This is a genomic window from Granulicatella sp. HMSC30F09, from assembly GCF_001806915.1.
Lineage (GTDB): Bacteria > Bacillota > Bacilli > Lactobacillales > Aerococcaceae > Granulicatella > Granulicatella adiacens.
This window is the reverse complement of record NZ_KV786430.1, coordinates 23,866-35,047: the sequence shown is the minus strand read 5'-3', so window position 1 is coordinate 35,047 and position 11,182 is coordinate 23,866. Positions and strand designations below refer to the sequence as shown.

At 41.2% G+C, this 11,182-nt stretch carries 9 protein-coding genes and 1 pseudogene; 9 read left to right on the top strand and 1 reads right to left on the bottom strand.

Annotated features, from left to right (window positions below; translation table 11 throughout):
* The 5 genes and pseudogenes from HMPREF3103_RS07010 to HMPREF3103_RS06990 all read left to right on the top strand — a co-directional run.
* A pseudogene (locus HMPREF3103_RS07010) lies at nucleotides 1–915 on the top strand (hypothetical protein); the annotation flags it as partial.
* A 140-nt stretch (nucleotides 916–1,055) separates the two neighbouring features.
* On the top strand, nucleotides 1,056–1,946 hold the full coding sequence (gene rsgA, locus HMPREF3103_RS07005; protein ID WP_070438644.1) for a ribosome small subunit-dependent GTPase A: 891 nt from the start codon (nucleotides 1,056–1,058) through the stop codon (nucleotides 1,944–1,946).
* 16 nt (nucleotides 1,947–1,962) lie between these two features.
* Nucleotides 1,963–2,607 (top strand): ribulose-phosphate 3-epimerase, encoded by a 645-nt coding sequence (gene rpe, locus HMPREF3103_RS07000; protein ID WP_070438641.1) that lies wholly within the window; start codon nucleotides 1,963–1,965, stop codon nucleotides 2,605–2,607.
* An 11-nt stretch (nucleotides 2,608–2,618) separates the two neighbouring features.
* A complete protein-coding gene (locus tag HMPREF3103_RS06995; protein WP_070438638.1) occupies nucleotides 2,619–3,290 on the top strand; it encodes a thiamine diphosphokinase in 672 nt (223 codons plus the stop codon).
* 106 nt (nucleotides 3,291–3,396) lie between these two features.
* Nucleotides 3,397–3,786, top strand: coding sequence for a bleomycin resistance protein (locus HMPREF3103_RS06990; RefSeq protein WP_005607249.1), 390 nt, complete (start codon nucleotides 3,397–3,399; stop codon nucleotides 3,784–3,786).
* A gap of 772 nt (nucleotides 3,787–4,558) precedes the next feature.
* On the opposite strand, the gene rpmB is transcribed toward HMPREF3103_RS06990, so the two are convergent.
* The gene (rpmB, locus tag HMPREF3103_RS06985) at nucleotides 4,559–4,747 is read right to left on the bottom strand and encodes a 50S ribosomal protein L28 (RefSeq protein WP_006703478.1); all 189 of its coding nucleotides are present in this window, start codon (nucleotides 4,745–4,747) and stop codon (nucleotides 4,559–4,561) included.
* 247 nt (nucleotides 4,748–4,994) lie between these two features.
* Here rpmB and HMPREF3103_RS06980 point away from each other — a divergent pair, with 247 nt between their 5' ends.
* From HMPREF3103_RS06980 to plsX, 4 genes are all read left to right on the top strand, one after another.
* Nucleotides 4,995–5,357, top strand: coding sequence for an Asp23/Gls24 family envelope stress response protein (locus HMPREF3103_RS06980; RefSeq protein ID WP_039849201.1), 363 nt, complete (start codon nucleotides 4,995–4,997; stop codon nucleotides 5,355–5,357).
* A gap of 37 nt (nucleotides 5,358–5,394) precedes the next feature.
* On the top strand, nucleotides 5,395–7,080 hold the full coding sequence (locus tag HMPREF3103_RS06975) for a DAK2 domain-containing protein (protein ID WP_148128819.1): 1,686 nt from the start codon (nucleotides 5,395–5,397) through the stop codon (nucleotides 7,078–7,080).
* Nucleotides 7,081–8,011: 931 nt separating this feature from the next.
* Entirely contained in the window at nucleotides 8,012–10,063 is a 2,052-nt protein-coding gene (recG, locus tag HMPREF3103_RS06970; RefSeq protein WP_070438635.1) for an ATP-dependent DNA helicase RecG, read from the top strand.
* Between the two features lie 36 nt (nucleotides 10,064–10,099).
* Nucleotides 10,100–11,107, top strand: a complete 1,008-nt coding sequence (gene plsX, locus HMPREF3103_RS06965) for a phosphate acyltransferase PlsX (protein ID WP_049554499.1) — start codon at nucleotides 10,100–10,102, stop codon at nucleotides 11,105–11,107.
* The last annotated feature ends 75 nt before the right edge of the window (nucleotides 11,108–11,182 follow it).

The window sequence follows — 11,182 nt, the reverse complement described above, 5'->3', positions numbered from 1 at the left end:
ATTACCACTCACTACTATGATTTAGTAACAGGCGACAAACCAGCTGTTGAACCAAACCAAAAAGAGGAAAAAGAGGTGACGCGCTTTGTGACGCTTCAAGACTCACAAGAGGTAGAAGTAGCGCCAACTGTTGAAGGAACTCAACCAGCACCAACGTTCTTACAAGGAGAGAAATATCACTTCAATAAACAAACGAAGACGGAAGATGGCATTACGACGCACTACTATGATTTAGTAACGGGAGAGAAGCCTACTGGTGACCCGAATGAATCTTCACCAAAAATCGTGACGCGTTTTGTAACGATTGAAAATGAACAAGAAGTGGAAGTAGCACCAACCGTTGAAGGCACTCAAGCTGCTCCAACCTTCTTACAAGGAGAGAAGTACTACTTCAGTAAGAAGACGAAAACGGAAGACGGCATCACAACTCATTACTATGATTTAGTGTTAGGGGCTAAGCCTTTAGAAGATCCAAATCGTAAGGAAGAGTTGAAAATCACTCGTTTTGTAACGGTTGAAAACAATCAAGAAGTAGAAATTGCGGAAACGGTCGTAGGAACGAAACCAGCTCCAACCTTCTTACAAGGTGAAAAATACTACTTTACGAAGCAAACAAAAGTAGAAGATGGGATTACAACCCACTATTACGAATTAGTCGTAGGTGAAAAACCAAAAGACGCGCCAAGTGTAGAGTTACCAGAAGGTGTGATTGGTGAGGTGCCAAATGATGCGCCAAGCTATGATCTTCCGGAGTTAACACTGCCACAAGATCCAGACAAAGTAGAAGAAGTTCCTAAGACTGAACTTCCACGAACTAGTGCCCAAGATTTACAAATATTCAATTTATTTGGATGGGCAATTGGACTTTCTGCTTTTGGACTCGTGTTTAAACGCTCTAAAAAGGCAAATCATTAATAGAATTCCCATAAGTTAGGCTCGTTTCTAACTTATGGGGTTCTTTTATTCTATGAGAAAGTGACGGTAAAATTTTACATCAATTGTAACGAGCGTTCAGAACCTTTATAATAGGAATAAATTACTTTTAAGGAGCACTTATGTCACAAGGAGTTATTATTAAAGCGTTGAGTGGATTTTATTACATTGAATCCGATGGAATAATTTATCAGACTCGTGCGCGTGGAGTTTTCCGCAAAAGAGGACAATCGCCTCTAGTAGGAGACGTGGTTGAATTTGAAAGTAGTAATCTTCAAGAGGGAACGCTCACGAAAATCCTACCACGAAAAAACACAATAGTCCGACCACCTGTAGCCAATGTCGATGTTGGCATTATTGTGATGTCTGCGGTTGAACCAGAATTTTCAACGCATCTCGTGGATCGATTCCTCGTATACCTTGAAGGATTACAGGTGCATCCAATCATCATGGTTACTAAGACCGATTTGTTAACAGCGCAAGGTTTAGAAAAGCTTGAAGACATCCGGAAACAGTATCAAAAAATCGGATACCCTGTCTTTTTTGGACAAGAAGTGATGAACGATAAAACTCCATTTTTGGAAGCTTTGAAAGGTCAGAAAGTGATTTTTCTTGGACAATCTGGAGTAGGGAAATCAACGCTTCTTAATGAAATGATTCCTGAATTAAACCAAGAAACGGGAGAGATTTCGAATGCGTTAGGGCGTGGGCGTCATACGACTCGTCACGTATCGCTTCATGAAATCGAAGGCGTATGGATTGCGGATACACCGGGATTCAGTACGGTTGATTTTATGGATATTGAAAAAGAAGACTTACCGCATTTATTCCCAGAGTTTGTCGAAGTAGAGCATGAATGTAAGTTCAGAGAGTGTTCGCACCAACATGAGCCAAACTGCGCTGTGATTGCAGCAGTGGAATCAGGAGACATTTGGCAAGAGCGATACGACCATTATTTGAGTTTCTATGAAGAACTGGACCAAAGAAAACCAGTATATAAACGAAAAAAGTAGATAGAGGAGATAGAACATGAAAGTAGCACCATCAATTTTAAGCGCAAATTTTGCAACATTAGGAGAAGACGTTAAGAAAGTCGAAAAATTAGGAGCAGACTGGATTCATATCGATGCCATGGACGGACAATTCGTTCCAAACTTAACATTAGGACCAAACATCGTTGAAGGATTACGTCCTGTAACTGATTTAGTATTAGACTGCCATTTAATGGTACAAAACCCAGAACGATTCATTCCACAATTCGCAAAAGCAGGAGCAGACTACATCTCTGTTCACGTGGAAGCAACTCCACATATCCACCGCGCGCTTCAAGCGATTAAAGCAGAAGGCGTAAAAGCAGGTGTCGTAATCAATCCAGGAACACCAGTGAGTGCCATCTCAGCAGTCTTAAGCGAAGTGGACTTAGTATTAGTAATGACAGTAAACCCAGGATTCGGCGGTCAATCATTCATTCCAGAAACATTGGATAAAGTGCGTGAATTAGTAGCGTTACGCGAAGAAAAAGGCTACCACTACTTAATCGAAGTAGACGGCGGAGTGAACGGCGAAACAGCAAAACTTTGCTCTGCAGCAGGGGTAGACGTTGCCGTAGCCGGTTCATATGTATACTATGCAGACGATATTAAAGCTGCGATTGACTCGATTAAAGAAGCATAAGAGGGACGAAGATGGAAGTTGTGATTGTCTTGGGAGGACCAAACACCAAAGAGGATATCAAAGAGCTCTTAGAAAATCGATACGGCAAATCTTATGAAGACTTCCGTTTTGTCGGCGTCGACGGTGGCGCGCTGCGTTTATTAGATCAGCACCTTCCCATGGGAGTAGCGATTGGGGACTTTGATTCTGTCACTAAAGAACAGCGCGACTTGATTCATGAAGCAGCGGGCACAGTTGTCCAGCTCCCTTCTGAAAAAGACGATACGGATTTTGAGGCAGCCTTGTTATGGGTGAAGGAGCATTACGAAGGTATACCGATTCATGTACTCGGTTCCTTTGGTGGACGAGTGGACCACGCAATTAGTACCTTATGGACGATGATGCGACCAGACTTAGCACCGCTGATTCCATATGTGGTATTCGAGGATACAACGAATGTCGTGAATTTCATCCAGCCAGGCACGTACACGATTGAAAAGATGGACTTTACGAAGTACCTTTCCTTTATTAGTATGACTCCTGTGGAAAATTTAACTCTACAAAATGTTAAATACACCCTCGATTCAAAAAGCTACGAATACCCAGTGGCACTTGTCAGCAATGAGTTTACAAGTAACCAGATGACCATCTCCTTTACAAAAGGACTTATCCTAGTCGCCCAAACCCGAGATCATTGGAGATAAAACAAAACATCGCACAATTAGGATGAATTACCTACACCAAAAAAGAAAAAATAATTAAATCTTTCTCTTGTAGAGCTGGGAATTTATAATTTGTCGAGGAGGAAACATGAATTTTAATAGGATGATTCCTGAATTGTCAGTTTTTGATATTGAACGGACTAAAAAATTTTATAGAGAATTAGGATTTAAAATTGAATATGAACGTACTGAAGATAAATTTGTTTTCATGTCATTTCAAGATAGTCAGTTTATGTTTGAACAAATTCACGATGATGGTTGGAATATAGGTGAACTAGTATATCCATTAGGAAGAGGAATAAATTTTTCAATAGCTGTTGATGATATTGAAGAGCTTTATAAATTAGTGAATAATTTGAATATAGAATTATACAGAGAACTAACTAGAAACATATATCAAGTTAATGGGATAGAAGAAATGCAAATAGAGTTTTTAATACAAGATCCAAATGGGTATTTGTTGAGATTTACAAATTAACAAATACCAGTTTCAATGGTTGCAGAGGATAAAGCAACATATAATATAAAATAGAACAAAACATCGCACTGTTTCGTGCGATGTTTTTTCACAATCTTAGTTGAAATTCCAAAATTCACTTATAAGTGAATTTTGGAATTTTTTCGTTCACCGTTGTTTTCAATAATAGAGCCTCTATCATCCTTATTTTTAAGCTTTTTGTAGCGGATAAAACCTCAACAGACGGATAAATTTACAAATAATGAAAATAGATTTCTTTCCTTTGAGACTGCTTCAAACCTCTATCTTATAACCTTTTCACAAACTCCATTTTTTTGAAAAATAAATCAAAAAAATGCACACCCACCTAACTCCATGAGAAGCACCACCCATGGTCCCTTGGTTTCCTGGCATTAATCTCAGGTAAAGTAGAGTTGAAAAGAGTGGCGGATCCTAACTCTTTGGTTTATAAGAGGCTTGAAAAGAGCGAAAACTTCTAGAGACAGAAAAAGATATTTGAGGAAATAGCGGTTAGTGTAATGAATAAGTAACCAATGTGAATTATCAAGGCTTAGCGACTTGTCGCTTAGCCTTGGTTTGAAGCTTGGTAGGCGAGGAGACTTTAGGCTCCTGCCGGTACCATTACACTAAATTCCGCTATGCATTCCTTCAAATATCTTTGAATGTCTTTTAGCAGTTTTATTTATCTTTTCAAGCCTTCGGCTTATTTATTTTTAGAAAAACAAAAAGAGCTTAGGGATATCGCCTAAGCTCTTTTTAATAGTGCTCTGTATTAAACACGTTCTACTTTACCTGATTTTAATGCACGAGTTGAAACCCATACTTTTTTAGGTTTGCCGTCGATTAAAACACGAACTTTTTGTAAGTTTGGTTTCCAAGTACGGCGGTTAGCGTTCATAGCGTGAGAACGAGTGTTACCTGTTTCAGAACGACGTCCAGTGAAATAACATACTTTAGCCATTTTCATTCTCCTCCTTTATTTAATTCATTATCAGCTGATATAATTTTGAACTAAATCATATACTTAAATAATTTAGCATAGTTGAAGTAAGATTGCAAGTGAGTCGGTTATAGAGATTTACCCCTTTTTAAAAATTGATAAAAAGCTAGGTAATCGTGTAGGAATGTGATATTATAGTATAGAAATAATGTGTCAATCTGTCTAAAAATAGGCAGAAACCTTTATACATTCAATGGGAGGTATTCGTATGACAGTAAAAATTCAAACAGAAAATGGACAAATTGAACTGAGCAATGAAGTTATTGCAACGGTTGTAGGTGGAGCTGCAACAGACAACTATGGGGTCGTTGGGATGGCTAGCCGCAATCAAATTCGTGACAACTTAAATGATATCTTGAAGAAAGAAAACTTTTCTCGTGGCGTAGTAATCCGTCAAGAAGATGAAGGCGTTGCGGTTGATGTTTACATTATTGTTGGATACGGTACTAAAATTTCTGCGATTTGTAGAAACGTACAAGAACAAGTGAAATACAACTTAGAAACAATGTTAGGATTCTCTGCGAACACAGTGAATGTATATGTTCAAGGAGTTAAAATCATCGAAGCGTAATGCTTGTTGATTCTAGTCAGGAGGAAGTAAGAAAAATATGGCAACTATGAAAACTATTACGGCTCAAGATTTCCGCGCAATGGTAGAAATCGGTGAAATGCGTTTATCTGAAAATGCAGAATTCGTAAACTCATTAAACGTATTCCCAGTACCAGATGGAGACACAGGAACAAACATGATGCTCTCTTTCAAATCAGGTGCGGAACGTGTGGCAAACTCTACAGCAACAACTGTAGGAGACTTAGCACAAGATTTAGCAAAAGGATTATTAATGGGTGCTCGTGGGAACTCAGGAGTTATCTTATCTCAATTATTCCGTGGATTTTCTAAAGCGGTTGTTGGGAAAGATGTCATCACTGGTGAAGAATTAGCCCAAGCATTTACAAACGGTGTGGAAACAGCTTATAAAGCCGTTATGAAACCTGTTGAAGGAACTATCCTTACTGTTGCTCGTGAATCTGCAAAACGTGGTGTTCGCAAACTAGAAACTTCAAACGACATCATCGAAGTAATGGGTTCAGTGTTACGTGGAGCTGAAAAATCTTTAGCAAAAACTCCAGATTTACTACCTGTATTAAAAGAAGTAGGCGTAGTGGATTCAGGCGGTCAAGGTTTAGTATTCATTTACAACGGATTCTTCGAAGCATTAACAGGGGAAGCCGTTCCAGTTCAATCATTACAAAGCAATAAAATCGATTTAACTTCAGTGGCTCACCACGAATCAGGCGTTGACTACGAACATGTGTCAACTGGCGACATCAAATTCGGTTACTGTACTGAAATCATGGTGAAAATTGGTGAAGGTGAAACAGTCGTAGATACTTTCGACTACGATACTTTCCGTAACTACTTAAACGAACTTGGAGATTCTCTATTAGTAGTAGCAGACGATGAAATCATCAAAGTACACGTGCATACAGAGCGTCCAGGTGAAGTAATGAACTACGGACAACGCTTCGGTTCATTAATGAAAGTGAAAGTAGACAACATGCGTCTCCAACACGAAGAAATGTTAAAAACAGACTACACTGCAAAAGTAAAAGAAGCTGCTCAAAAACAAAAAGCAGAATACGGAATCGTAGCGGTTGCTGCAGGTGAAGGTGTTCAAGAATTATTCAAGAGCATGGGTGTAACGACAATCATCAACGGTGGTCAAACAATGAACCCAAGTACAGAAGATATTCTTCAAGCCGTAAAAGAAGCACATGCTGAAAAAGTTATCGTGTTACCAAACAACAAAAACATTCAAATGGCTGCCAATCAAGCGGCTGAAGTATCAGAAGATGCTGCAGTTGCCGTTGTTGCAACTCGTACAATTTCAGAAGGGTTAGCTTCATTATTAGCCTTCAACCCAGAAGCAAGCTTAGAAGATAACCAAGCTGCAATGAGTGAACAAATGACTCTTGTATCAAGTGGTCAAATCACGAATGCAGTTCGCGATACAAACATTGATGGCGTTGAAATTAAGAAAGACGACTTCATGGGGATTGTTGACGGCAAGATTTTAGTAAGTATTGCGGACCGTAAGGAAGCAACTCTTGCGACAATCGATAAGATGATCGACGACGATTCAGAGATCCTAACAATCATCTATGGTGAAGACGCAGACGCAAGCGAAGTGGAAGAAATCACTGAAGCTGTAGAAGCGAAATATCCTGATGTAGAGGTTGAAGTCCATGAAGGAAACCAACCAGTATACACTTACTTATTATCTGTAGAATAATAAATTTAAAATAATCGAAAGACTTCGAATCCTTACGGATTCCTCTATAATAACTGTAATGGGGTACCGGTTCGAGCCGAAGTCTCTCACCTTTAAAGCCTCAAAGCTGGAGTAAGGAATAAATTCCTAACTCCAGCTTTTTCGCATTTAATACCATTCCCCATTACTGTTATTATAGAATCCGTAAGTTTCTCCGTCTTTCGCTTCTTCGCCGATTAATAAGTAAGTGTACTGGTTGGGTTTCGTGCTCACATCAGGGTATTTCGCTTTGATAGAGAGTGCTTTCTAAATTTCGCTTGCGTCTGAGTCTTCACTCGCCTCGGAAGGGAGAACAATACACTAAGTGAGTGCTCCTCAGAAATAGTAGTGTGGTAAGGACAAGCGCTATGAAGGAAAGGACGCAGACAAAGACTCTCGGTGCTGTAAGGTTCAACGAGGGGCAGAGCTGCGCATAGTGGAATACACATCCAAACTCCCTGCACTGTAAAGGGTGAGGAGAGAGGAAGGAAAGTTGAAGGAGCGAAGATTCTTTTAGGCTTTACTCGATGTAGACTGGGAAGACTGCACTTTGTGGAAAGCACATCCAAACTCCCTGCACTGTAACAGTCAAGGAGAGAGAAAGGAAAATGAAGAAGAGAAGTGCCTTGAAATATTCCCGGAAAGCCTTTCGGATTCTATATTCGCATGAATAGCGAGCGTACTCGATGCGAATTACTGATACTTGGAAAAATTTCCTAGTATCAGTTTGAGGCTCGAGAGGAAAGGAGACAGTAGGCTCCTTCCGGTACAGCTATTCACGCGAATATGAAGATATCCGAAAGGATGAAAGGAATATTTAGCACAATTTCTTAACTCCTCCCTCATTTTCCTTCCCCTTGACGATTAAACGGGACTTGAATTACACTTATTAAAGTAGAAAGGATGTGATTGGATGAGTGAAGTCTTTCAAAGTGTGCAAGTCTTGCCAGGCGTTGGGCCAAAACGATTAGAGCCATTAGCCGAGCTTGGAATCGAAACAGTTTATGACCTATTAACGCATTTTCCGTTTCGTTATGAAGATATTCAAATTCGTGATGTGCAAACGATTATGGATCAAGAAAAAGTCACGCTAAAAGGGCTAGTGGCAACACAACCAGTTGTCAGCTATTATGGCTTCAAGAAGAATCGTTTGGCGTTTCGCATGGCGATTGACCAACAAGTCATCCAAGTTGCGTTCTTTAATCAGCCGTATTTAAAAGATAAAGTGGTTCAGGGCGAAGAGATTGCTATCTACGGGAAATGGGATGCAAAGCGTTCTACCTTGATGGGCATGAAAATTTTATCGAACCGAAACGTAGAGGACGAAGAGGGAGACCAAGTCGAGGCGGTTTATCGCACGAATAAATCGTTGAAGCAGGCGACGATATTGAAACTCGTTCGTACGGCGATGGATCGTTTTGAAGATAAAATTCCAGAAGTATTGCCAGAAGAGTTAACGGCGTCGCACCACTTGATGGGGCATAGAGATGCTGTACGGGCAATGCATTTTCCAAAAGACGAACTGGAAAGACAGAGTGCGCAATATCAGCTCGTCTACCAGGAGCTTTTCTTATATCAACTGCGTTTGCAATGGATGCGTCAGAAGCGCCACCAGCAAACAAAGGGGCAAGCGGTGCTGTATGATAATGCCGCATTGAAGGCCTTTATTCAGACGTTGCCGTTTGAACTGACAGATGGGCAAAAGAAAGTCGTGAATGAGATTTGCTTCGACCTCCGTGCGCCTTACGAGATGAATCGTCTCTTGCAAGGGGACGTAGGGAGCGGGAAGACGATTGTGGCGACGATTGCCATGGTCGCAACGGCTCTGACAGGCAAGCAAGCAGCGCTCATGGTTCCAACCGAAATCTTGGCGGAACAACATATGCTGACGATTGAAAAATTGATTCAGGGGACACCGTTGAAGGCAGTGTTGCTAACCGGAAGTATGAATCGTTCGCAGAAGAAGCGAAAAGAGTTACTCGCGCAAATTGAGAGTGGAGAGGTGAACCTCATAATCGGGACGCATGCCTTGTTCCAACAAGATGTGAACTTTAAAGACTTAGCTTTTGTCGTGATCGACGAACAGCATCGCTTCGGGGTGCAGCAACGTCAGGCGCTCGCTGGAAAAGGTGCAGGCGTGAACGTGCTTCAAATGACGGCAACGCCAATTCCTAGAACACTTGCGATTACGGCCTTTGGGGAAATGGATATATCTATCCTTGGGGAGATTCCTCGTGGTCGTCAGCCAATCAAAACGACTTGGGTTCGTGAGCAAGAAATGGAACAAATTTTTGACTTCGTGGAGCGACAAATTCAAAAAGGGCGCCAAGCCTATATGATTTCACCTTTAATCGAAGAGTCGGAACATCTTGATGTGCAAAACGCCGAAGAGATTTACCGCATGATTTCAGCGCATTTCTCAGACCGCGTCAAAGTGGGACTCCTGCACGGGAAAATGCCAGCTGACGAAAAAGAAGCGGTGATGGCGGACTTCAAAGCCAATAAACTACAAGTGCTCGTCTCTACAACGGTCATCGAAGTTGGGGTGGACGTGCCAAATGCTACGGTGATGGTCATTCTGGATGCGGACCGATTTGGATTAGCGCAACTACATCAATTGCGTGGACGTGTTGGTCGTGGACAACATGCTTCAACGTGTATTCTAGTGGCAAGTCCAAAAACCGAAAATGGGAAAGAGCGCATGCGCATTATGTGCGAGTCGACAGATGGATTTTATCTCAGTCAAAAAGACTTGGAACTACGCGGTTCTGGGGATGTATTTGGCGTGAAACAGTCCGGTATTCCAGACTTTAAGATTGCCGATTTAATACGAGATTATGATATACTAGAACAAGCACGTAAAGATGCAATCCTTTATGCCTCGGAAGATCCAGCAGGAGAAAAAGCCGAGACGAAACGCATGAAGGCATTTATCGAACAAACAACGAAAGAAATCAATGGATAACTTCATGGCCACGTGGCTAGAAGAGGAGGAACAACAATGGTAAGAATTGCAGTAGACGCGATGGGTGGAGATAACGCTCCTAAAGAAATCGTCCAAGGGGTCGTCCTTGCAGCAAAGGAAATGCCAACTGTCGAGTTTCAATTATATGGAGACGAAGCAAAAGTGAATGCATGCTTGGAGGAATCCCTTCCAAATATTCGTGTGATTCACTGTTCAGAAAAAATCAACTCTGATGACGAACCGGTTAAAGCGATTCGTTCGAAGAAAGATGCTTCAATGGTCGTTGCAGCTAAAGCAGTCAAAGAAGGAGAAGCAGATGCGCTCTTCTCTTGCGGAAATACAGGGGCTCTTCTAACGGCTGGTTTATTAGTGGTTGGCCGTATTAAAGGAATCGACCGTCCAGGACTGATGCCAGTGTTGCCTGTTCTTGGAAAAGACAACCGTCAATTTATTATGATGGACGTAGGTGCGAACGCGGAATGTAAACCGAAAAATGTTCACCAATTCGGTATTCTAGGAAGCTATTATTCAAAATACGTTCTTGGTTACGAAAACCCAACAGTCGGCTTATTAAATAATGGAGCTGAAGAAGGAAAAGGGAACGAACTCGCAAAAGAAGTTTACGGACTCTTGAAAGAAGATGATAGCTTAAACTTCGTTGGGAACGTGGAAGCTCGTGACATCTTAACAGGTGCTGCGGATGTCGTGGTGACAGACGGATTTACTGGAAACGCCGTATTGAAAACAATCGAAGGAACAGCGCTTGCGATGATGGGTCTTCTAAAAGAAGGAATCAAGGGGCAAGGAATCCAAGGAAAACTTGGAGCGCTCTTACTCAAGAATACCTTCTACGGATTAAAGAATACATTGGACTACTCACAATTTGGGGGTGCGGTGCTCTTTGGTCTTAAAGGAGCAGTTGTGAAATCACACGGTTCTTCAAAATCAGACAGCGTGTACCATGCCATGAAACAAATCGACACAATCGTATCCAGTGGAGTTATCAACGACTTAGTAGCTCACTTTGAACAAACAGCGGAATAAAGAATGAAGCTCTCTTTCAGATTGGAAGAGAGCTTTTTTATAGAAAATTATAAATTTCATAAAACTGCAATAAAT

What these genes read in the sequence shown, in the direction of transcription:
- rsgA (WP_070438644.1), top strand. Translation starts at nt 1,056, where the DNA reads ATGTCACAAGGAGTTATTATTAAAGCGTTGAGTGGATTTTATTACATT.
- rpe (WP_070438641.1), top strand. Translation starts at nt 1,963, where the DNA reads ATGAAAGTAGCACCATCAATTTTAAGCGCAAATTTTGCAACATTAGGA.
- HMPREF3103_RS06995 (WP_070438638.1), top strand. Translation starts at nt 2,619, where the DNA reads ATGGAAGTTGTGATTGTCTTGGGAGGACCAAACACCAAAGAGGATATC.
- HMPREF3103_RS06990 (WP_005607249.1), top strand. Translation starts at nt 3,397, where the DNA reads ATGAATTTTAATAGGATGATTCCTGAATTGTCAGTTTTTGATATTGAA.
- rpmB (WP_006703478.1), bottom strand. Translation starts at nt 4,747, where the DNA reads ATGGCTAAAGTATGTTATTTCACTGGACGTCGTTCTGAAACAGGTAAC.
- HMPREF3103_RS06980 (WP_039849201.1), top strand. Translation starts at nt 4,995, where the DNA reads ATGACAGTAAAAATTCAAACAGAAAATGGACAAATTGAACTGAGCAAT.
- HMPREF3103_RS06975 (WP_148128819.1), top strand. Translation starts at nt 5,395, where the DNA reads ATGGCAACTATGAAAACTATTACGGCTCAAGATTTCCGCGCAATGGTA.
- recG (WP_070438635.1), top strand. Translation starts at nt 8,012, where the DNA reads ATGAGTGAAGTCTTTCAAAGTGTGCAAGTCTTGCCAGGCGTTGGGCCA.
- plsX (WP_049554499.1), top strand. Translation starts at nt 10,100, where the DNA reads ATGGTAAGAATTGCAGTAGACGCGATGGGTGGAGATAACGCTCCTAAA.